Annotated in this window: 20 protein-coding genes; 18 read left to right on the top strand and 2 right to left on the bottom strand. The window is 51.1% G+C overall.

Features of this window, described 5'->3' with window-relative positions; all coding sequences use genetic code 11:
* Nucleotides 1-73 precede the first annotated feature (73 nt).
* The 12 genes from sleB (at nucleotide 74) to ACL02P_RS07695 (ending at nucleotide 12508) form a co-directional block, all read left to right on the top strand.
* Complete coding sequence (gene sleB, locus ACL02P_RS07750) at nucleotides 74-907, top strand: spore cortex-lytic enzyme (RefSeq protein WP_009223071.1); 834 nt, start codon at nucleotides 74-76, stop codon at nucleotides 905-907.
* A gap of 100 nt (nucleotides 908-1007) precedes the next feature.
* Nucleotides 1008-2288 carry an EF-P 5-aminopentanol modification-associated protein YfmF gene (gene yfmF / locus ACL02P_RS07745; protein ID WP_009223072.1) on the top strand — a complete coding sequence of 427 codons (1281 nt, stop codon included), beginning with the start codon at nucleotides 1008-1010 and terminating at the stop codon, nucleotides 2286-2288.
* Between the two features lie 4 nt (nucleotides 2289-2292).
* Nucleotides 2293-3573 (top strand): EF-P 5-aminopentanol modification-associated protein YfmH, encoded by a 1281-nt coding sequence (gene yfmH, locus ACL02P_RS07740; protein WP_323076467.1) that lies wholly within the window; start codon nucleotides 2293-2295, stop codon nucleotides 3571-3573.
* Nucleotides 3574-4341: an elongation factor P 5-aminopentanone reductase gene (gene ymfI, locus ACL02P_RS07735; RefSeq protein WP_412837058.1), complete on the top strand. Its 768-nt coding sequence runs from the start codon at nucleotides 3574-3576 to the stop codon at nucleotides 4339-4341.
* Between the two features lie 119 nt (nucleotides 4342-4460).
* On the top strand, nucleotides 4461-4715 hold the full coding sequence (locus tag ACL02P_RS07730; protein ID WP_009223075.1) for a DUF3243 domain-containing protein: 255 nt from the start codon (nucleotides 4461-4463) through the stop codon (nucleotides 4713-4715).
* 213 nt (nucleotides 4716-4928) lie between these two features.
* Nucleotides 4929-5696 carry a DUF3388 domain-containing protein gene (locus ACL02P_RS07725; protein WP_036643941.1) on the top strand — a complete coding sequence of 256 codons (768 nt, stop codon included), beginning with the start codon at nucleotides 4929-4931 and terminating at the stop codon, nucleotides 5694-5696.
* Nucleotides 5697-5739: 43 nt separating this feature from the next.
* Nucleotides 5740-6783, top strand: coding sequence for a helix-turn-helix domain-containing protein (locus ACL02P_RS07720; RefSeq protein ID WP_412837057.1), 1044 nt, complete (start codon nucleotides 5740-5742; stop codon nucleotides 6781-6783).
* Between the two features lie 182 nt (nucleotides 6784-6965).
* Nucleotides 6966-7457 (top strand): YajQ family cyclic di-GMP-binding protein, encoded by a 492-nt coding sequence (locus tag ACL02P_RS07715; protein WP_009223078.1) that lies wholly within the window; start codon nucleotides 6966-6968, stop codon nucleotides 7455-7457.
* A gap of 151 nt (nucleotides 7458-7608) precedes the next feature.
* Complete coding sequence (gene rimO / locus ACL02P_RS07710) at nucleotides 7609-8937, top strand: 30S ribosomal protein S12 methylthiotransferase RimO (RefSeq protein WP_009223079.1); 1329 nt, start codon at nucleotides 7609-7611, stop codon at nucleotides 8935-8937.
* Nucleotides 8934-9521, top strand: a complete 588-nt coding sequence (pgsA, locus tag ACL02P_RS07705) for a CDP-diacylglycerol--glycerol-3-phosphate 3-phosphatidyltransferase (protein WP_009223080.1) — start codon at nucleotides 8934-8936, stop codon at nucleotides 9519-9521. The genes rimO and pgsA overlap by 4 nt, the downstream gene beginning before the upstream one ends.
* Nucleotides 9522-9569: 48 nt before the next feature.
* Complete coding sequence (locus ACL02P_RS07700; protein WP_412837056.1) at nucleotides 9570-10832, top strand: competence/damage-inducible protein A; 1263 nt, start codon at nucleotides 9570-9572, stop codon at nucleotides 10830-10832.
* A gap of 329 nt (nucleotides 10833-11161) precedes the next feature.
* Complete coding sequence (locus ACL02P_RS07695; RefSeq protein ID WP_080836672.1) at nucleotides 11162-12508, top strand: ISLre2-like element ISTco1 family transposase; 1347 nt, start codon at nucleotides 11162-11164, stop codon at nucleotides 12506-12508.
* Between the two features lie 379 nt (nucleotides 12509-12887).
* On the opposite strand, the gene ACL02P_RS07690 is transcribed toward ACL02P_RS07695, so the two are convergent.
* Together ACL02P_RS07690 and ACL02P_RS07685 are read right to left on the bottom strand one after the other, a co-directional pair.
* Complete coding sequence (locus ACL02P_RS07690) at nucleotides 12888-14090, bottom strand: IS256 family transposase (protein ID WP_412837292.1); 1203 nt, start codon at nucleotides 14088-14090, stop codon at nucleotides 12888-12890.
* Nucleotides 14091-14634: 544 nt separating this feature from the next.
* Nucleotides 14635-15843 (bottom strand): IS4 family transposase, encoded by a 1209-nt coding sequence (locus ACL02P_RS07685; RefSeq protein WP_009224685.1) that lies wholly within the window; start codon nucleotides 15841-15843, stop codon nucleotides 14635-14637.
* 779 nt (nucleotides 15844-16622) lie between these two features.
* Here ACL02P_RS07685 and recA point away from each other — a divergent pair.
* From recA to ACL02P_RS07655, 6 genes are all read left to right on the top strand, one after another.
* Nucleotides 16623-17684 (top strand): recombinase RecA, encoded by a 1062-nt coding sequence (gene recA / locus ACL02P_RS07680; RefSeq protein ID WP_009223082.1) that lies wholly within the window; start codon nucleotides 16623-16625, stop codon nucleotides 17682-17684.
* Between the two features lie 118 nt (nucleotides 17685-17802).
* Complete coding sequence (locus ACL02P_RS07675) at nucleotides 17803-18663, top strand: regulatory protein RecX (RefSeq protein WP_323076469.1); 861 nt, start codon at nucleotides 17803-17805, stop codon at nucleotides 18661-18663.
* A gap of 319 nt (nucleotides 18664-18982) precedes the next feature.
* Entirely contained in the window at nucleotides 18983-20524 is a 1542-nt protein-coding gene (gene rny, locus ACL02P_RS07670) for a ribonuclease Y (RefSeq protein ID WP_260070592.1), read from the top strand.
* Between the two features lie 103 nt (nucleotides 20525-20627).
* The gene (locus ACL02P_RS07665) at nucleotides 20628-21422 is read left to right on the top strand and encodes a TIGR00282 family metallophosphoesterase (protein ID WP_036643757.1); all 795 of its coding nucleotides are present in this window, start codon (nucleotides 20628-20630) and stop codon (nucleotides 21420-21422) included.
* Between the two features lie 135 nt (nucleotides 21423-21557).
* Entirely contained in the window at nucleotides 21558-21818 is a 261-nt protein-coding gene (locus ACL02P_RS07660; RefSeq protein WP_006286829.1) for a stage V sporulation protein S, read from the top strand.
* Nucleotides 21819-21909: 91 nt separating this feature from the next.
* Nucleotides 21910-22863 carry a dipeptidase gene (locus ACL02P_RS07655; RefSeq protein ID WP_009223086.1) on the top strand — a complete coding sequence of 318 codons (954 nt, stop codon included), beginning with the start codon at nucleotides 21910-21912 and terminating at the stop codon, nucleotides 22861-22863.
* Nucleotides 22864-23012 lie beyond the last annotated feature (149 nt).

The raw sequence follows: 23012 nt of genomic DNA, 5'->3' as shown, positions 1-23012 counted from the left end.
GGACAACGCTTGTCATACTAAAGTTACCCATCCTTGTTGAACAACTTCTAAGAAGAGAGGTAGAGCTAAACGTATGAAGAAAGCAAAGATCTGGTTTGCCTCCGGTTTAGTGCTGCTTTTGTTCGGAATCGGATACGGGGCCGATGTGCTCCGGCATACGCTTACCGAGGGCAAAGTCAATACCTATAAAGCGCAGCCCGCGTTCAGTGAGCAGGTTATCGACTATGGAGCTTACGGGAAGGACGTGTATGAGCTGCAGGGACGGCTCGCTTATCTTGGTTTTTATCATGGGAAGTTGGACAGTTATTTTGGGCCCAAAACCCTCGGGGCCCTCAAATGGTTCCAATCGGAATTTGGCATGAAGGTTGACGGACTGGCTGGACCAAAAACGAAACTGAAGCTGTACAATGCCACAAAAAACTGGAAGCCAGGCATGGAATACGCTAATGCCGGCGGAAACGAGAAATCGCAAGCCGGTGCAGCTAATAAGTCCGGCAGTGGCAGCGTCAAAGCGGAATCCGATGAACTGTCCGCCTCCAACACCATGGGGCTGTCGGAAAACGATTTGAAAATTATGGCGAACGCGGTATATGGGGAAGCGCGAGGGGAACCTTTTGAAGGCCAGGTTGCGGTAGCGGCGGTTATTTTGAACCGGGTGAAGTCGCCGAGCTTCCCTAACACCGTATCCGGCGTTATTTTTCAACCCGGAGCATTTACAGCCGTTGCTGACGGCCAAATCTGGCTGGAGCCAAACGCACAGGCGCGTAAAGCCGTGCAGCAGGCGTTAAACGGCTGGGATCCAACCGGCGGTTGCTTGTATTACTTTAACCCGAAAACGGCGACATCGAAATGGATCTGGTCACGTCCGCAGGTGAAGACGATCGGAGAGCATATTTTCTGCATGTAAATAGCTGAGTATCGAAGGAGCAACCGCTTGTCGTCAGGTTGCTTCTTTCCTTTGAATTGGTATAGAATGGAACTGACTTTCTTGTAAAGGAGTTTTGGTTTTGAACAAAACGCGATTTGAGCGCGGCACCGTAGGCCATATTCGTCTGCATGTCCTGCCGACCAACCGATTCAAAACTTTTGCCATTTCCCTATATGCGGGCTTGCCGTTGCAAGAGCAAACGGTCACCGCAACGGCCCTCACTCCGTTCGTGCTGCGCCGGGGTACGGAATCGTATCCGGAAACCACGCAGTTCCGCGAGCAGCTCGAGCATATGTACGGAGCGGGCTTCGGCTTTGATGTATATAAACGCGGCAATTACCAAATGGTCCAGTTCCGTATGGACACGATTAATGATTCTTTTGTCAAGAGCAACGATTCACTCCTGGGTCAAAGCTTTGCTTTCCTCGGGGAAGTCGTCACCAAACCGGCTAAGGAAAACGGGGTGTTCCGCACCGCCTACGTGAATTCCGAACGGGAGTCCGTCCGCAAGAAGCTGGAAGGGATCATCAATGATAAAATCCGCTATGCGGCTGAACGCTGTACGGAAGAGATGTTTAAGGACGATCCGTATCGCCTCCATCCGCTGGGTGAGCGAAGCGAACTGGACGGGATTACGCCCGAATCCTTATACGCCTCCTATCAAAGCTGGCTGCAGCAGGCACACCTCGATTTGTATGTGGTTGGCGACACGACGCTGGCCGAGGTGGAGGAGCTGGTTGCCAAGCATTTTAGCTTAAATCGCTCAACCACTCCAGAATATCAACCGGAGCAGGTGGATCTTCGCGGCAAAGAAGTCCGGACCGTGAAGGAAGTGCTCGACGTCAATCAGGGGAAGTTGAATTTAGGCCTCCGCACGCCGATCACTTACGGGGACGATCGCTACGCTTCCTTGCTGCTCTATAACGGCATTCTGGGCAGCTATCCACACTCCAAGTTGTTCCTTAATGTTCGGGAGAAAGAAAGCTTGGCGTACTACGCCGCCTCCCGTTACGACGGGCATAAAGGCATCGTCAGCATTCAATCCGGCATCGAAATCGCCAATTACGAGAAAGCTCTTCGCATTATCGAAGCTCAGCTGGCCAGCATGCGCGCCGGAGAAATCAGCGAGCTTGAGATGAGTCAGACGAAGGCGATGATCCGTAACAGTCTGCTGGAGATGCAGGATTCCGCTTTTGATATGATCGCCTATGACTTCAACCGCGTCTTGTCCGGAAAAGACCGGCCGGCGGAGGAGCTGCTTCAACAAGTCGAGCAGGTTCAGCCTCAGGACGTTGTAGCGGCCGCGGAAACCGTCCAGCTTGATACGATATACTTTTTGACAGGCCAGAAGGAGGGGTAGGCGGATGGAAACGATACGTTATGACGCTTTGCAGGAAACGCTGTATCGCGAAACGATGGACAACGGTTTGCAGGTGTATGTGCTTCCGAAACCGGGCTTCCAGAAAACGTACGCCACGTTCGCGACCAAATACGGCTCAATCGATAACCATTTTCGGGTAGAAGGCCAGGACGACATTTCGGTTCCGGATGGCATTGCCCATTTTCTGGAGCACAAAATGTTTGAGGAGCCCGAAGGTGATATTTTTGCCACCTTTGCTTCCCAAGGCGCTTCCGCGAATGCGTTTACCAGCTTCGACCAGACGGTCTATCTGTTCTCTGCGACGGAGAATATTGCGGCCAACCTGGAGACGCTGATTAATTTCGTGCAGCATCCTTACTTTACCGACCAGAACGTCGAGAAGGAAAAAGGCATTATCGGCCAAGAGATCGGCATGTACCGGGATAACCCGGATTGGCGGGTCTATTTTGGCCTGATCGAAGCGATGTATAAGGTGCATCCGGTTCACATCGATATCGCCGGCACGGTGGAATCCATTGGCACCATTACGAAGGAAACGTTATATACATGCTACAATGCGTTTTATCATCCGAGCAACATGCTGTTGTTCGTCGTTGGCGGCGTGGATCCGGAGGAAGTATTCAAGCTGGTCCGGTACAATCAAGCGAAAAAGGAATACAAGCCGCAAGGATCCATCGAGCGGTTGTTTGATCCGGAGCCGCGTGAGGTGTCGGAGAAACGGCGGGAATCCCGTCTGCCAGTGTCGCAGCCCAAATGCTTGTTTGGCTTTAAGGAGACGCGCCTCGGCTTTACCGGCGAGGAGTTGCTGCGTCGCGATTTGGCCACCAAGCTGGCGCTCGACCTGCTGTTTGGGGCCAGCACGAAGCTGTACCAAAAGCTTTATGATCTGGACCTCATCTCTGACAGCTTTGGCCACGAATACAATAGCAACCCGAATTATGCGTTTTCCGCGATTGGCGGGGATACGAAGGATCCAGACCGGATGCTGGCTGTGATTAAGGAAGAAACCGAGGCGGTACTTGCTTCCGGATTCCGTCAGGAGGATTTCGAACGCGCGCGCAAGAAGAAGATCGGCGGGTACTTGCGCATGCTGAATTCGCCGGAGAACATCGCCCATGAATTCACCCGTTACAAATTCCGCGGCGGCGACCTGTTTGCTGTACTTCCGATTTACGAATCGCTGACGCTGGATGAGATCAACGCGCGGCTGCGCGAGCATATCGATTGGGAACAGCTCGCCGTCTCGATTGTGGTGAGCCCGTAAATGCAGACCAATCATGGGATAGGAAAAAATATCGCGGACATGACCGTCCTCATCACCGGAGCAAGCCGGGGGATCGGCGCCGAGGTGGCGCTGCGGTTCGCTTCGGTGGGCATGAACGTGGTCATTCATTATATGAAATCTCACGAAGCGGCGAATGAGGTCGCCCGCAAATGCTTGGAGCTCGGAGCCAAGGCGTATACGGTCGCGGCGGATTTGCGGAGCAAGGAGCAAATTCTGCGGATGAAGGAACGGCTTGAGAATTACGGCTTGCATCCCGATATTTTGGTCAACAACGCGGGCATCTCGCATTATGCACTCTTGTCCGATGTGACCGAAGACGAATGGGACGACATTATGAACGTCAATTTAAAAAGTGTGTTTCTGTGCAGCCAGCTGTTTATGCCGCATATGATCAGCCAACGCTTCGGGCGTATTATCAACGTTTCTTCCGTTTGGGGAATCACGGGCGGCTCTTGTGAGGTTGCCTATTCGGCAGCCAAAGGCGGAGTTAATGCATTTACCAAAGCGCTGGCCAAAGAACTGGCCCCCTCCGGCGTTACAGTGAATGCCGTCGCTCCAGGAGCGGTGAAGACCGAGATGATGGAGCGGTTTGATGCGGAGGAGCTGCGGCAGTTGGAGGAGGATATTCCCGTAGGACGGCTGGGTTCACCGCAGGAGATCTCCTCATTAGTTTATTTTTTGGCACTGCCGGAATCCGGTTATATCACCGGGCAAATCATCAGCCCCAACGGCGGCTGGATTACTTGAGACCCCTGCATTCACAGGTTTTGGAGTAAGGGTTCGAGCTCGGTGCGCGCATAAATTCCCCGGGATTTTCGCATATTACAACTGTTGATTTTAAATCGCCAAGCGAAGGAGGATTTATCATGTCAACAGTACTCAAAAATTTTGATACATGGAAGAAATTCCTGGGTGAGCGCGTCAAGCATGCGGAAAATGCCGGTTTTAGCGAAGAGGCAATTACCAACCTTGCTTACGAAATCGGCGGTTTTCTGGACGACAAAGTGGATCCGCAAAACGAATCCAACCGCGCCCTCAAAGAAATTTGGGATGTGGGTACGGAGGAAGAGCGGAAGACCATTGCTCGTCTGATGGTGAAGTTGGCCAAGAAAAACGCATAGTCACGCTTTGGAAAAGCTCCCGCTTCGGGAGCTTTTCCCTCATTTTCTCCGCCCGCTTGCCTTTCAATTTCATTTTATATATCATAAAACACATATGAATATCGGTTATCAGGAATGGGAAGATTTGTTCTTTATAAATTGTTTTCTGTAAATTAGCAGGAATTAAGACCTATTTTGTCGAAAGAGCAAGAGGATATGGAGAAGGTGTCTGGGATGGATGGGAAACAATGGTACTTGGAATACAAAATACATAAAAATCGACCGGGACTTTTGGGGGATATTGCCTCCATGTTAGGGATGTTGGAGATCAACATCTTAACGATTAACGGCGTGGAAGGCAAGACGCGCGGGCTGCTGCTGGAAACCAACGATGACGGAAAAATCGAACAAGTCAGTCAGTTATTGAACAAGGTGGACAGTATTACGGTCACCGCTTTGCGTAATCCGCGTCTGGTCGATTTGCTCGCCGTCCGCCATGGACGCTATATTGATAGGGATTCTGACGACCGCAAGACCTTTCGGTTTACGCGGGATGAGCTGGGGATCTTGGTTGATTTTCTCGGCGAAATTTTTAAGCGGGATGGCCATCAGGTGATCGGATTACGAGGGATGCCCCGCGTGGGGAAGACGGAATCGATTATCGCTGGAAGCGTCTGCGCGATGAAACGATGGACGTTCGTATCTTCAACGCTCTTGCGACAAACGGTACGCAGCCAATTGTCAGAGAATGAAATGGATCCTCGCAATGTATTTATTATCGACGGTATCATAAGTACTCTTCGTTCCAATGAAAAGCATCATCAGCTCTTGCAAGAGTTGATGTCCATGCCTTCCACGAAAGTCATCGAACATCCGGATGTGTTCGTGAAAGAGTCTGAATATAGTTATGACAATTTTGACATAATTATTGAATTGCGTAACAATCCCGAGGAGCAAATCGTTTACGATACGTTCACGACAATTTATACGGACGATCTATAAACGATGTGCCGCATAATGAAATCATAAGCAGGAGGTGATGGTCGTGTCGGATTTGGGCCAGCAGTTAAGAGAAGCCCGCCTTGCCAGAGGTTTGTCGCTGGATGACGTACAGGAAATGACGAAGATTCGCAAACGATATTTGGAAGCCATCGAAATGGGGGATTATAAGGTTCTGCCTGGTAGCTTCTATGTTCGGGCTTTTATTAAGACGTATGCGGAGACCGTCGGCTTGGACGCGGACGAACTGCTTGCCGAACATCGGCAAAACGTGCCTTCTACAGCTCCGGAACCTACGATGGAACCGGTGATTCAAAAACGCCGCAGCCGGCAGCACAACGAGCGCAACTCGAAATGGCTGTCTACGACGCTGATGTGGTCGTTTGCTGTGCTGATTTTGATTGTCATCTATCTGTATTTCTCGGTATGGGGAAACAATAACGATCAAGCGGATGGCAATAAGGAACCGGATCCTACGCCGGTAACTCAGGGTACCAGCCAAAATGGCAACCAAACCGGTAACGCAACCGGCGGCGATGCCGTTGGCGGGAACAATGGCGTCGAGAACGGGACGAACAATGGTACGGAACCGGGAATAAATCAGGGGACAGACACGAATACCGGGAATGCGGGTAACACGGGAGACGAATCCCCGACGAATGATACCGGCAATCAGACGGTAACGATCGTACCGGATGGAGCGGAAGGCAGCACAACGAAGTTCAAGATTCAAAACCCTGGAACGGGGCCCGTGCAAGTCGTCATTACGGCTAGCGGAAAAAGTTGGGTTGAAGTGCGTAAAGGCAACTCTAAGGGTGAGAAGTTGTTTTATGACAACACCAAAGAAGGCGACGTGTTGACCTATGATATCGGACCTGAAGGGTTATTCGTCAAATCGGGGAATTCCTCTCAAACCGTGATCACGGTCGCCGGACAGACAATCGAGGATGGAAAAACGACGTCAAAGTTCCTATTGAACCTTGACGACGGGACAGGCGGCGGTACCACCGGAAATACCGGAACGGAAGGCGCCGTTACGAATAACGCCGATACGGGCGGAACGAATTCAACCACAGAAGGCAACGAATAAGCGAGGGCGGCAACAAGCCGATCGCTTATTCGCTTAATCAAAGCGCGGTGAGGACCGGTCAGGTCAAACGGCGCTTTTTTGGCTGTATACGGATGGTGGTGGCTGAATTGCTCGACTTTGCGATTTTTTTTACATATAATTTATTTATGATAAGATTGGAAACCGAGAAAGGAATGTGACTTATGGCTTCGGAAAATTCTTTCGACATCGTTTCAAAAATGGACATGCAGGAATTGACCAACGCAATCGATCAAACAGAGCGGGAAATTGCGAACCGCTTCGATTTCAAAGGAAGCAAGAGCGAGCTGAAGCTGGAGAAAGACGAACTGGTGATCGTTTCTGACGATGAATACAAGCTGGGGGCTGTCATCGATATCCTGCAATCGAAGATGATTAAGCGCGGGTTGCCGATCAAGAACCTGGATTACGGCAAAGTGGAACCGGCTTCAATGGGTACCGTGCGTCAGCGGATTAAACTCAAACAAGGGATCGATCAGGAAAATGCCAAGAAAATTAATGTGCTGATCCGCGATTCCAAGCTGAAGGTCAAAAGCCAGATCCAAGGCGATCAAATTCGCGTGACGGGCAAGAGCCGTGACGATTTACAAGAGATCATTCAGATGCTGCGTAAAGCCGATTTATCGGTGGATTTGCAGTTCACCAATTTCAAATAGAGCGCAAGGGTCTCCTGCAGGGAATTTCTAGCTGCGGCAGGCCCTTTTCATATTTTTGACAGCATCGGTCCCTGAATATTATACTTGTAGAGGTTGTTTAATCCTTAAGTTTGACGGGAATTTTGGCTTTCAACGATGGGGGAAATGGTTCATGACAGAAAAGGTAAAAATCGTGACACTCGGCTGCGAGAAAAATTTGGTGGACTCGGAAATCATGTCGGGTCTGATTGAGCAGCGCGGCTATTCCTTGGTGGATAATCGCGAGGATGCAACCGTCATTATCGTCAACACCTGCGGATTTATCGATGCGGCTAAGGAAGAATCGGTAAATACGATTCTCGAGCTTGCTGATCTGAAGGAAAGCGGAAGACTGAAAGCGCTGATCGTTTCCGGGTGTTTGACGCAGCGATATAAGCAAGCTTTAATGGAGGAAATGCCGGAGATCGACGGGATTGTGGGTACGGGGGATTTTCACCAAATCAACCGGATCGTTGACGAAGCGCTTAAGGGCAAGAAGCCGGCGCTGGTCGGCAACCCTGTCTTTAATTATGAGCAAGCGCTGCCGCGCAAGCTGTCTACAGCCCGCTATACGACTTACGTGAAAATCGCTGAGGGCTGCGACAACAACTGTACATTCTGCAGCATTCCGATCATGCGCGGGAAGTTCCGCAGCCGCTCGATGGAATCGATTTTGGAGGAAGTACGGAGCATGGCGGCCCAAGGCGTCAAGGAAATCAGCCTGATTGCGCAGGACTCCACCAATTACGGGACCGATTTGTACGGGGAGTTTAAATTGGCAGAGCTGATGGATCGGGTCACCCAGGTGGAAGGCGTTGAGTGGGTGCGGTTGCATTATGCTTATCCTGGCTTTTTTACAGACGAGCTGATTGAGATGATGGCGACCAACCCGAAAATTTGCAAATACGTGGACATGCCGCTGCAACACAGTGAAGATTCCATTCTGAAACGGATGCGCCGGCCTGGGCGGAATCGCGATATCCGTGAGCTGATTGCTAAGATTCGTGCGCGGATTCCGAACGTTTCCTTGCGTACTTCCTTGATCGTTGGTTTTCCAGGGGAAACGGAGGAAGATTTTGAGCGGTTATGTGAGTTTGTGCGTGAGATCAAGTTCGACCGCCTTGGCGTATTTACCTATTCCAAGGAAGAGGATACGCCGGCATCGCGTTTGCCGGATCAAGTTGATGAAGAGGTAAAAGAATGGCGGGCTAATACGCTGATGGAGATTCAGCGGGAAGTTGCAAACGCCAACAGCAGTAAGTACATTGGTCAGGTTCTGGATGTGCTGATCGAGCGTTATGACGGGCGCAGCGACGTATACGTGGGCCGCTCGCAATACGACGCTCCGGAAATCGATGGCGAGGTATACGTCACGAATTGCCCTGTTGGGCTTGGGGAACTGACCAAAGTGCGGATTACGCATGCTTTTGACTATGATTTATCCGGGGAGGCTGTCCTGTGAATTTGCCCAACCGTATCACATTAGCTCGTATTTTCATGATTCCGGTGATGCTGGTCTTCTTGCTGTTGGATGCCGGATGGCTCGCCTATGAGTTTACGCTTGGCGAGTACTCGCTGCCGGTAAATCAACTGATTGCGGCGGTGCTGTTTATCATCGCTGCCAGTACGGATGGAATCGATGGTTACATCGCCCGTAAATATAATCTGGTCACCAACTTAGGCAAGCTCCTGGATCCGCTCGCGGATAAGCTGCTTGTTGGAACGGTGCTGATCGGTCTTGTGGCCTTGGGCAAATGCGATGCCTGGATTGCAGTCATCATCATCGCCCGGGAGTTTGCGGTGACCGGCTTGCGTGAAGTTGCGCTTCTGGAAGGCTCCGTCATTGCGGCCAGCAAGTGGGGCAAGGCGAAGACGATCACGCAGATCATCGCCATTTCAGCGCTGCTGCTGAACAATTTTCCGTTCGAATGGCTGTCGTTCCCGTTTGATGATATCGCGATATGGCTGGCGGCTATCATCACGTTGTATTCGGGGATCGATTATTTCGTGAAAAATAAGAGCGTGCTTTCTTTTTCCAAAATATAAATGATGTTGATGAGTTAGGCGGAACTGAGAAAAAGGAGGCATGCGAAGATGAAAGCGGAAATTATTGCGGTTGGTACGGAGCTGCTGCTTGGCCAAATCGTAAATACGAATGCGCAGTACTTGTCTCAGGAGTTAGCCGCACTCGGGCTCGACGTTTATTTCCAAACCGTGGTCGGAGATAATATGAATCGGCTGGCGGAAGCGGTGAAGACGGCGTCGGGGCGGGCGGATGTGCTGATCCTTACCGGCGGGCTGGGTCCGACCCAGGACGATCTCACCAAAGAGGCGCTGGCTGAGGTACTCGGTCGGACGCTTTATATCGATCCGGATGCGATGGCGAACATCGAGCGTTTCTTTCAAGACCGGGGGGTCCCGATGACGGAGAACAACCGCCGCCAGGCGCTCGCCATTGAAGGAGGCACGCCGCTTCCGAATGAAACCGGACTGGCTGTGGGCAATGCGATTGCATTGAACGACAAGTTCTATATCGTGTTGCCTGGGCCGCCAAAGGAAATGAAGCCGATGTTCGAGCATCAGGCGAAGCCTTGGATTTTGAAGCATGTGCTGACCAGCGAGATGCCGATTTTTTCGCGGATGTTGAAGTTTGCCGGGATTGGCGAATCTGCATTGGAAACCAAACTGCTTGACCTGATCCAGGCGCAAAGCGATCCTACGGTAGCGCCATATGCGAAGGAAGGCGAGGTCACGATTCGCATTTCCACCAAAGCGGCAAACGAGCAGGAAGCGGCGGTGAAGCTGGATGCGATGGAACGCGAGATTGCCTCGCGGCTGCCGGAGCACTTGTATGCGAACGTGGATGAGCCTATCGAGAAGACGATCCTCGATTTGATGGCTTCGCGCGGCCTTACGTTGAGCGCGGCCGAAAGCTGCACCGGCGGGCTGCTCATGGAGATGTTCACCGCGCTGCCCGGCAGTTCAGCCGTGTTTGCGGGCGGGATCGTCTGCTACTCCAATGAGATGAAGGAGAAGCTGCTCAACGTGCCGCATGACCTGCTGGAAGGCGAAGGCGCGCCCGGCGCGGTCAGCGCGGAAACGGCCAAAGTGCTGGCGGAGCAGGTGCGCCTGACCGTAGGCAGCGACTTTGGCCTGGCGATCACCGGCGTGGCCGGCCCCGCCCATTCCGAGCGCAAGCCTGTGGGGCTTGTGTATATCGCGATTGCGCGCGAGGGAGCGGACACCGCCGTCTTCGAGCTGAACCTTAAGGGCAACCGCGAGATCATCCGGCTGCGCGCAGTGAAGTCGCTGTTCTACCAGTTGTGGCGGGTATTGCAGGGGAAACAGGGATTTTAGTGCTTTAATGCTCTCGGGGGCTCGTGCTCTTGTGGTCATGTGCTCTCGGTCACGTGCTTTCGCTGCTCTGTGTGCAGTGTTCTGTATGTAGTGCTCCATCTGCGTGTTCGGTAGTTTAGTACTTCGTGGCTTCCTTTCGCGCATTATCCCGATCAATCAGGGATGACGGAAGAAGCGCTTCAGCAATCCGGATGGGTGAATGTTCTTTGTTAAGGATAGTGTAAAATCTCTGTGGGTGTAGGAATTGGAAAAAGCGGATATAGAAAAAGAGCTTCTCCCTTGGTAAAGTGATGTTTGACGCACAACACACCAAGAAGGAGGAAGCTCCTGTGAGCCACTTTACCACAACAATGCCGACGATGAAAGAGATTGAGCAATGGATTTTCCGGAAAATGCAGGAGGAATTCGCTCGTGCGATGAAGCAGGTACTGGAGGCGCTGGATCAGCAGATCCTGGAGCAACGGGACCGAGAGCGTTATCGAGTAAAGGACGAGCGTGAAACAAGCGTCAACACAGTGTTCGGGAATGTGCGCTTTAAGCGGAGATTGTACTGTGACCGTAGAAGCGGCAAACACGTGTATCTGCTGGATCAGCTGTTGCAATTCGAAGGGCGCGGGAAAGTCAGTCCGCATTTGGAAGAGACAGCAATCGCATTCGCAAGCCAAGGACCGTCGTACCGGGACAGCGCAAAGCGGCTGGAGCAGCTTTTGGGCTACAATGTGCTGAGCCACCAAGCGATCAGGGAAAAACTGATGGAGCGTGCGCAACAGCCGATGCCAGCGGTGAAACGGCGCGCTGCCCGCGTGCTGTTCGTGGAAGTGGATGGGCTGTACACGAAGCTGCAGCGGAGCAAAAAGCGCGGGATGGAGAACGCAATTGCAGTCGTACACGAAGGCTGGGAGAAGAACGGCAAGCGGGTACAGCTGAAGAACAAACAGCATTACCTGCATACGAGCGGCGGCGACTTCTGGGAAGGGTTCGGGGACTTTCTGGTGGAGCGTTACGAAATCGACGAGAACACGTGGCTTGTGGTGAACGGAGACGGCGCGGCGTGGATCGGGGAATGTACATCCTACTTTCACCAATGTCTGTACATGCTGGACCGCTTTCATGTGGCGCGTGATTTGAAACGCTTTGTCGGTCATTTGCCGCAGGTGTGGGAGACCGTGAGACGGTCTTTGGCCAAACAGGATGCAGCCGCGCTTATGGCGGTCCTGGAAGGCGTGTCGGAGCAAGAGATAGCGGAAGAGAACCGGAAGGATTGGAAGCCGTATAAAAGATTTCTAAAGCGGCATGAGAAGCATTTGGACGACTACCGAAAAACACTCCAGGCGAAGGGGATCGACACAAGCGGCATGCGCCCGATGGGAAGCGCGGAATCGCAGATGCGTATATTCGCCAAGCGGACGAAGCGTGGCGGGTACAGTTGGAGTGAGCGAGGCGTCAGGGCGATGCTGAGGACGATGATGAGGATTCAAGAAGCGGGCACGGTGGTAAGAACGGTTGAAGGACAAGCGAGTAAGCAGGCAACGCCGCAGCAGTCGATAAACATGCGGCAATTGCTCAAGAACGTGACGCAACCGGTCAAGGGTTGTATCGCTGGAATGATTCGCATGCTGCAAGGACCGAAGCAAAGCAGCACAACGGGTATGGCACTCAAAGCACTTCGCGGATAACGGCAAAAAATTCTGACAAATCACTTGTGTTTGATGAAAGAACGAAGCAAAGCGCTTACAAGGAAGAGGTTCCTTCGGGGTTCGCGTTCCAGGCATCTTAAATGACTGCCCACGCTAGCTTGACACTGACTTTGTTAAGCAGGCCCTTGTGCTTTGGAAGATTATGACATATAATCAAGGTACGGAAGAACCGTAGCAAACTGATTTAGTTGTGCTGCGGTTCTTTTTTTGTTGTAAGAGAAACCATGGGGAGGGGAGAGTGAGAAGTAATTAAGTGAGTATGTAAGGAAGTAAATAAGGAAGTAAATAAGGAAGTAACAAGTAAATGGTAGCGTCCCGTCAAGTGGTGTAAAATTGATTTCTACTCTGTGACCCATATTTATTTCTGCAAGAGCATAGCAGATGTTAAGAGATTTTGCTCCCCCTGAACCACTTTGGCCATGGACTCTTTACTAAAATAACGGCGCGATACTGTCCATTCATCCTGCTGTTCCATCAGGATGGCACCAATAAGACGAATGGCAGACTCTCGATTCGGAAAGATCCCAACAACATCGGAACGCCGGCGGATTTCTCGGTTCAAGCGCTCCAATGGATTCGTGGAATGGATTTGCCGCCAATGTTCCTTGGGGAAAGCCATGTAAGCCAGGACATCACTTTCAGCCTGCTCAAGGATCTCCATAGCCTTCGGGAACTTCCCGTGAAGCTGGTTCACGACTTGCCGTAATTGCAGGATTGCATCTTCTTGGGTCGGCTGTGCAAAAATGGTCCGAATAATCGAAGAAACCATCGATTGTGAAGACTTCGGCACCTGGCTCAACACATTGCGCATAAAGTGAACACGGCAACGCTGCCAAACCGCGCCTGTCAGAACTTGCTCGATTGCGCCGCGTAATCCTTCATGTGCATCACTAATCACCAGTTGAACGCCATGCAGCCCTCTTGAAACCAATTTGCGAAGAAATTCAACCCAGAACGGGCCGTCTTCGCTCATCCCAAGGTCAAAACCAAGGATCTCTCGTTCTCCGGTTTCCCGAACCCCAATGGCTACAACCAGTGCCATACTTCGTACACGGCCGCCTTCACGCACCTTCGGGAATGTCGCGTCCAACCAAACATAAGGGAACTGCCCTTCGAGCGGACGCTCCTTGAAGGCCAGTACGACTTCATCCAGCTCTTTGCAGATCCGGGAGACTTCACTTTTGCTAATGCCCTTCATGCCGAGCGATTCTACGAGTTCGTCTACTTTCCGTGTGCTGACGCCATGAACGTATGCCTCCTGAACCACGGAAAGCAGCGCTTTCTCTGCACGCTTTCGAGGCTCAAGCAGCGAAGGAAAATAAGTGCCTTTGCGTAGTTTTGGGATTCTTAGATCGAGTGTTCCTACGCGTGTATCCCATTCACGGTGTCGATAGCCATTTCGATGGTTGGTTCTGTCTGTGTTGCGTTCATAACGCTCTGCACCGATTTGTGCCGCTACCTCCACCTCCATCAGTGCATGAACCAGAACGTTCAAAGCCTCTTTAAGAAAATCTACATCACCATCAATTCCGGACTTGCGCAACAGCTCTAAAAGTGACATTCTATCTATAGAAGTCACGGTGTGATCCTCCTTCTAAAGGTGATTGGCTTCACTTTAGTAGAAATCATACCGTGGCTTCCTTTGTCAAGAAGCCCGGGCTAATTTTACACCACTACTTGAGACTATAACAAGTAAATAAGCTAGTTAGCTGGTTAGCAGTAGAAAGTAAGTATCTGGTAATCCGGTAAGCAAACAAACAAGCAAGTAAATAGGAAAATAAGAAAGGTCGGGCTGTCGGTAGGCTCGTTTTGGTGCGTGCGCGTGGTGGGGGCAGAGAATCTGTTCGAAAAATCATATATAATAGTGCTCCGTAAGAGCAAATTTACGTGATATGTATGAAAAATCGAATATAATCCAGCACTATTGAGTCGATACGCACTAGCCTTGCATCTAAAGTGACATGGTATTTAATTAATTGTTAATATTAGTTATATCAGCTTATTGTATTAAAATTTTCCATTTCTATTTCCCGCCAATGTGCTAAAAGGGTAACAGGACGTGAAGTGTAGTCATGTTACCAAAAATTAGTAGATGAATCGTTCGGTTACTCTAGTACCATCTTGACGCTCTTGAGCTTCAACGGATGTTTTCTCGGCCTTCCTGGCCGCCCTTTCTTACGCCGGCCTTTGGATGGCCGAGACGGCGGTCGTAACACAGCTTGTTGAAACTCTTCCCACGATCGCTCAGCATATAAGCGCATGCGTTTCAAGATCTGCCATAAGCTTAGATCCGTTTGCATCTCTAACTTGATCAACAGCACCAAGCTGTACGCGATCAACGCCAGATAGATTTGGTTCCAGATGGCGGTCTGGTTTGCGCTGTAGATCTTCACCAGCCTCAGATGTTGCTTGATCCATTTGAAGAACAACTCGATCAACCATCGATAGCGGTAGATCTCGCTAATCTCTTGGGCAGAGCGATCCTGCACATTGGTCAGCAAGCGGTAGGTCCGTTTCTGCTCATCCGTAAACTCGATCAGTCGGGCTTGGAGGTAATGCGTCTGCTTCTGCTTATCGTTCCACTGGATCTCGACGTCCGCATCTATCGTGATGGGAAAACCCTCAGGAACCGCTCGCTGATGGAGGATGGTCACCTTGTTCTTGGTCTGCAATCTGGCCACAAACCTCATCTGTTGGTGAATCAGCGATTCATATAGCTCGTACTGGATATACCCGCGATCCATCACATGAATCGCATCGTCCGCCACCACCAGATCAAGAGCGACTTCCTGATCACTCACCGCCGCTGTGCTGTTGATGATCTTGCCGGGAAACACCGTTTCGCGATCGGCCACCACGAGCTGGGTATGGATCTTGACCGCATTTTGCTCTTTGCTCCAGTACGCCCAGCGTCCAGCTAGGGTAGGCAAGGTAAGCACGGTGGAGTCGAGAATCCGGAGCTTGCCGATATTCGGGATCCCTTGCTTCTGCTTGGTGATCTCCTGGATGCGTGCGATGTTGCAGAGAAAGATCGCTTGTAACAGATCCGTCGGGAGTTGCTTGATCTTTCGTGAAAGCTGAGAGGCACTGATCGACTTCAGATGGTCGTCCTGCAGATCCGGCATGATGCGAAGGTGTTCCGAGATTTCATCATAGCTGGTACGCCCTGCAAGCTGAGACTCCACAAAAATCTGAATGGCTTTACCGGTTGTAAGTTTGCGAGTGCGATGGTCGGCAAGCAGGCCGCGGTATTCTCCGACATTCAGCAAATTTAGGCATTTACAAATGACTGATTTTGAGTTATTGTTACCCATGCTATGGTCTCCTTCTGTTATGGAGTGGGTAACATGCCTACACCTTAACAATAGGAGATTTTTTTATGAGCAACCAGAAGAATACCAGTAATAGCAACCATATTTAGGATATTTTACAAACAATTTTTCTGTAATTTCTCATGTCAGGTTTGGTGCAAGGCTAGTGGTCGATACGAGCAAATATATATGAAAAATCGAACATAATCCGCGATTCCAGTTCATTTCGACGAATTATATATGAAATTTCATACATATCAAGTTGTAGCGCAGCATGTGACCCCCAAGTAACGAACCTATGCAAACGCACTATGTAGCGCATGTACCGCACTAAAGCACTATGCAACGCACTATGTAACGCATTTATGCAACATATCATGTAACGCACCATGTACCGCGCCACCACCCTGGTAGCACATTTCCAAAAGTACCCGCATCTAGGAGCAGGAGAGGTCTGTCAAGTAACAAACTCAGCGATTCACCGCACAATAGAGCATCTAAGAAGCGCCTCAGTCACAACAACGTTTGTCCAGTTTACGGATTCCCAAGGGCAGCAGGCCTTTGGGGGCCCTCCCTTACGGTAAAAGAGGGATAGGGAGAGGAGAGTCAGCGGTTTGGGAGGTGGAGAAATTTTGCGAATGTATGTTCGAAAAAACGCTTGGCAAACATTCCAAAACAAGGTACAATGATATACGAAAGAAGTTACGAGAGGTCCGAAGTATACTGAATTCAGTAACTTTAAGTATTCAATGATTTATATAACATTTAAGGATGTGAGCTGATTGTCAGATCGTAAAGCAGCGCTGGAGATGGCGCTTCGCCAAATAGAAAAGCAATTCGGTAAAGGTTCGATTATGAAGCTTGGAGAATCGACGCATATGCAGGTCGAGATCGTTCCAAGTGGATCGATCGCTCTGGATATCGCCCTTGGTACAGGTGGACTTCCACGCGGACGGATTATTGAAGTATACGGGCCGGAGTCTTCCGGTAAAACGACGGTAGCGCTGCACGCGATCGCTGAAGTTCAGAAGATCGGTGGACAAGCTGCCTTCATCGACGCCGAGCATGCGCTGGATCCTTCCTATGCCAGCAAGCTGGGTGTCAACATCGACGAACTCCTGCTGTCCCAACCGGATACGGGGGAACAAGCATTGGAGATCGCTGAAGCACTCGTGCGCAGCGGCGCAGTGGACATTATCGTCATCGACTCCGTTGCGGCATTGGTACCTAAAGCGGAGATCGAAGGCGAAATGGGGGACTCGCACGTCGGCTTGCAGGCCCGCTTGATGTCTCAAGCGCTGCGGAAGCTGTCGGGGGCAATCAGCAAGTCGAAGACGATTGCGATCTTCATCAACCAGCTGCGTGAGAAAGTCGGTGTCATGTTCGGGAACCCAGAGACGACGCCGGGGGGCCGCGCGCTGAAATTCTATTCGACGATTCGTTTGGATGTACGCCGCGTTGAGACGATCAAGATGGGCAACGACATGGTCGGGAACCGGACGCGGATCAAGGTTGTGAAGAACAAGGTTGCGCCTCCTTTCAAACAGGCCGAAATCGACATTATGTACGGAGAAGGCATTTCCAAGGAAGGCAGCATTATCGATCTCGGGACGGAACTGGATATCGTGGATAAGAGCGGCGCCTGGTATTCGTATGCCGGCGAACGTTTGGGACAAGGCCGCGAGAACGCGAAGCAGTTCTTGAAGGAACATCCGGAGATTGCAAATGCAATTGAGCAGAAGATCCGCGAATCCAGCAATCTGACGACGTCAGTAGCTTCGGCTTCCGCCAGCGAGCTGGAAGCGGAGTTTGCAGAAGAGCAAGCGCTGTTCGCAGATGAATAAGCTTGTTAAGCCGTAATTATCAAGCGCTCTGACCGCGGCAATATGCCGGGTCAGGGCGCTTTTGCAGTACTTAAGGAAGCGGATGGATCGCCTAGGGCATAGACAGGAGGGATAGGACGTGAGTACGTGGGGACAATCGCGCAGGAAGGCTGCGGGAAGAAGAGATGGAGCTAACTCTGGCGAACGGAGAGAGGACGATATCGTAGATATCTCCGACGAGGCGTTCTGGGAGCCGCGGCCGCGGGATACCGGCTGGGATTCGAACCGAGAGGAGACGGAAGGCGAAATCCCTGCCGGATTGGACGCTTTCCCTAAGGACACAGAGCTTGCGATCACGTCCGTGTTGATGCTAAAGCGGCCGAAGCATCGTTATCGGATCTCTTTTGGGGCATATACGCTGGAGGTTCACGAGGACGTGATGATCAAATACCGCATGATTAAAGGTGCGGTATTTACGAAAGCGGAGCTGGAGGAAATCGTAGCAGCAGATGAGCGTCAGCAAGGGTATGCCGACGCGTTGAAGTATTTAAGCTTAAAACCGCGGACAACCTATGAAATTGCACAACGTCTGGGAGAGAAAGGCTGGGCCGAGGAGACGATTCAGGATGTGCTTGCCCGGTTGCAGTCGGAAGGTTACGTCAATGACGCCGCATACGCTCAGGAATGGGCTTCTCAACGCGTGAAGCTGCGCGGAAAAGGGAAGCTGTGGGTCAAGCATGAATTGCGCCAGAAGGGGATTTCCAAGGCGTATATCGAGGAGGCGCTTGGCGAGGTCAGCGAAGAGGACGAGTTTGAGAGCGCCCTGCAGCTGGGCATGAAGAAGTGGCGATCAACCACAGGTGAAATGCTTGACCGAAAACGCAAAACCGGGGCGTTCCTGCAGCGCCGTGGTTTTAGTGGAAGCGTCGTGTCCCGGGTCATGCGCGAACTCGGAAACCGTGAAGAAATGCATGGAATGGATGAATGGGACGAAGAATAACAGGGCGAGTGAACTCCTGTCATTTGCTTGACAATATCTTTTCACAAATAATAAAATGAATTTGAGTCCATACCTTGAGGGCCCTTTTTTTCCTTCCAAAATTATGGCTCTGAGGGTATAGGATTTATGTTCTCCAATCAGGCAAAGTGCGTCCGCTAGGCTACTGCGGAAGAGTCATGCTTTTGCAGCATGAAGTGCTGAGCTGAAAGGGCAAGTCATGAATTCTTTGTATGGAATGATGAACCTAAGAAACGAAAAGTAACTACAACTGCAAACATCCCAAGGAATGCCTTGGAGGAAACAACGGGGAGGTGAACAGATGCACACAGTAATCTGGATCGTTCTCGTTGCAGCCGCTTTATTCTTTGGGTTCGTGATCGGGTATTTTATTCGCAAGTCTCTTGCCGAAGCTAAAATTTCCAGTGCAGAGCACGCGGCCAGCCAAATCCTGGAGAATGCTAGGAAGGACGCGGAAGCACTGAAAAAGGAAATGGTTCTGGAAGCTAAGGACGAAGTCCATAAGCTGAGAGCCGAAGCTGATAAAGACATTCGTGAACGTCGGAATGAAATACAACGACAAGAAAGACGATTGTTGCAAAAAGAAGAGTCGCTGGATAAAAAATTAGAATCGCTTGAACGTAAAGAAGAGCAAGTGGTCAGCAAAGAGAAACGGATCGAAGAAACCCAGCAACAAATCGACTTGATCTATAAGAGTCAGGTTCAGGAACTCGAACGGATTTCCAACCTTACCATGGAAGATGCCCGTACGATCATATTGAACAACGTGGAGCAGGAAGTTCGCCATGAAACGGCGCAGATGATCAAAGATATTGAACAGCAAGCGAAGGAAGAAGCGGATAAGAGATCCCGCGAGATCATTACGCTGGCCATTCAACGCTGCGCAGCTGATCATGTAGCGGAAACAACGGTTTCCGTCGTAACACTGCCAAACGAAGAAATGAAAGGACGGATTATCGGCCGGGAAGGCCGGAATATTCGTGCACTCGAAACGTTGACCGGGATCGATCTCATTATCGACGATACGCCGGAAGCGGTGATCCTGTCGGGCTTTGACCCGATTCGCCGCGAAATCGCCCGGACCGCCTTGGAGAAATTGGTGGCAGACGGACGGATTCATCCGGCACGGATCGAAGAGATGGTCGAGAAATCCCGGAGAGAAGTGGACGAACGGATTCGCGAATATGGCGAGCAGGCTACGTTCGAGGTGGGCGTACATGCTTTGCACCCGGATTTGATCAAGATCTTGGGACGTCTCAAGTTCCGGACAAGCTACGGCCAAAACGTCCTGAAACACTCGATGGAAGTCGCTTATCTGGCCGGATTAATGGCTGGAGAGCTGGGCGAAGACATCACTCTTGCCAAACGGGCAGGTTTGCTGCACGATATCGGCAAAGCGCTTGATCATGAAGTGGAAGGATCTCATGTCGAAATCGGCGTGGAATTGGCTAAGAAGTATAAAGAACATCCGGTGGTTATCAACAGCATTGCCTCTCACCACGGCGATTGCGAAGCCACCTCAGTCATTGCCATGTTGGTTGGCGCAGCCGATGCATTGTCGGCAGCAAGACCGGGGGCGCGCCGGGAAACGCTCGAAACCTACATTCGTCGGTTGGAGAAGCTTGAGGAAATTTCCGAATCGTTTGAAGGCGTCGAGAAATCGTTTGCCATTCAGGCGGGCCGCGAGGTTCGCGTGATGGTGCAGCCGGATAAGATTGACGACGCGGAAGCATTCCGCTTGGCGCGTGACATTACGAAGACGATTGAAAATGAACTGGATTATCCAGGTCATATCAAAGTAACCGTAATCCGCGAGACGCGGGCGGTTGAATACGCCAAGTAAAGGTTATGCTGAAAAGTGGCCCCTCGCGGGCCGCTTTTTCATTACTTGGATAAGCCTTGAGCTCACATGCTGCAAGGGGTAGTAGTCAGAGGAGGGAACCAGCATTAAAGTTCTGTTTATCGGAGATATCGTTGGAAATACGGGGCGCAAAGCGCTGAAGGCCACGCTGCCTCATTTGAAATCTAAATACAACCCGCATATCATCATCGCTAACGGGGAAAACGCTGCGGCAGGCCGGGGCATTAACGCCAACATCGCCAAAGAGTTTTTCGATCAGGGCATTCACGGTTTAACGATGGGGAATCACACGTGGGACAATAAAGAAATCTTCGACTTCATCGATCAGGAGCCGCGAATGGTCCGGCCGGCCAACTACCCGCCAGGTACGCCAGGATTAGGTTACACCGTGATTAAAGCCAATGGGAAGGAGCTGGCCGTGGTCAATTTGATGGGCCGCACCTTTTTGCCGCCGCTCGACGACCCGTTTCGGGTTGCGGATGAGATCATCGGTCAACTGTCCAAGAAGCACAAGTGTATCCTGGTCGACTTCCATGCCGAGGCCACTTCGGAAAAAATCGCCATGGGCTGGTATCTAGACGGCCGTGCCTCGATCGTAGTGGGGACGCACACCCATGTGCAAAGCAATGACGACACGATCCTGCCGCAGGGGACGGCCTACTTGACCGATGCCGGTATGGTCGGCTCGCGTGAAGGCATCCTGGGCATGGAACGGACGGCGGTGCTGCGCAAGTTCACCACACAGCTTCCTGTCCGGTTCCAAGTCTGCGAAGGGAAGTGGCATTTCCACGCGGTGATCGTCGATGTGGATGAATCCACGGGCAAAGCTCAGAAGATTCAAAAAATCCGTTTACTGGAAGACGAATGGATTATGGATTAGTTAATCGCCAAGAAGTCCGATAAATCAAGGCCTCTCGAAACTTTCTCTTCGGGGAAAAAGAAGGAATATCCCAAATTCTCACGAATATCTTCTAAGTAGTGGAATCCAACGAATATTCCCAGGGAGGTACTAACCATGGAAGTATTAAAGGTTTCAGCAAAATCCAACCCCAACTCCGTTGCCGGTGCGTTGGCTGGCGTCCTTAGAGAACGTGGCGCTGCTGAACTTCAGGCCATTGGGGCGGGTGCTCTTAACCAAGCCATCAAAGCCGTTGCGATCGCCCGGGGATTCGTCGCGCCAAGCGGCGTGGACTTGATTTGCATTCCTGCTTTTACCGACATCGTCATCGATGGTGAGGATCGGACCGCGATTAAACTGATCGTAGAACCGAGATAAGTTTTGGATAGAATGACGCCTGTTTACGTTCCGTAGACAGGCTTTTTTGTTTTTTTTGAGCTAAAATAATGGTAACCGAGGAGGAAAAATCATGAGCCTGCCGATTATCGATTTTCATTGTGATGTGTTAAGCAAATTGCAGTTGGACCCGAAGCTGGACTTTGCCCGTGACCGCCGGTTGGACGTCAATCTTCGCCGATTGGAGGAAGGCGGGGTGAAGCTGCAAACGTTCGCCATTTTTCTGTCCAGCGAGTTGGGGCCAGCGAAAATGGAACATATCCTCGGACAAATCGATTTGTTTCGGGAACGGGTTCTCCCGCTAGGCGTGCTCCCTGTGCAGTCTGTCGAGGATTTACATACCCTGGAGCAAGGAGAGGTCATCGGAGGGCTGTTATCGCTGGAAGGAGCGGACGGGCTTGAGGGGAACCTGCAGTATGTCCGTGTTTGTTATGAGAAAGGCGTGCGGTTACTCGGGTTAACCTGGAATTATGCCAACTGGGCCGCTGACGGGGTCATGGAGCCGCGAAACGGCGGATTTACCCCGGCTGGGTTGGAACTGGTCAAGTTATGCCATGAGCTCGGCATCATTTTGGATGTCTCACATTTGTCGATCAAAGGATTTTGGGAGCTGCAGGAGCTCGCGGAGGCTGCCGGCAAGCCGTTTATCGCCTCCCATTCCAACGCCTATCAGATCTGCCCGCATGCACGGAACCTTCGTGACGACCAGATCCAGGCGATCGTTAAGTTAGGCGGGCGAATTGGAGTGACCTTTGTGCCTTGGTTCGTCAAAGAGGGGAAAAATGCATCCAGCAAAGATTTGCTGCCGCATATCGAGCGGATATGTTCATTGGGTGGAGCGAAGAACCTGATGTTCGGATCCGACTTCGACGGGATCGACACCCATTTGACCGATTTCCGGCATGCGGGACATTACACAAATTGGCAGGAAACTTTGCTGAAGTACTACCCGGAAGAGCTTGTTCGCGGATGGTTGTACGACAATGCAGCCGCATTCCTGCGGGCTTGGTTGCCTTCCCACAAGTAAGCGCTTTAATTCATCCAATTGTGAGAACGAATTGATCGAAAACTACTATATGAAAAAAGGCTAGAAAACGCTTGCTTTTTACCAAGTTGAGACATAAAATTGACATGACTCTGAAACAGAATGTTCACAAACAATAGGCCGGAATGTGA

Source organism: Paenibacillus sp. MB22_1, assembly GCF_047200555.1.
GTDB lineage: Bacteria > Bacillota > Bacilli > Paenibacillales > Paenibacillaceae > Fontibacillus > Fontibacillus phoenicis.
Note: the sequence above shows the minus strand (reverse complement) of the source record. Positions and strands in the feature narration are given on the sequence as shown.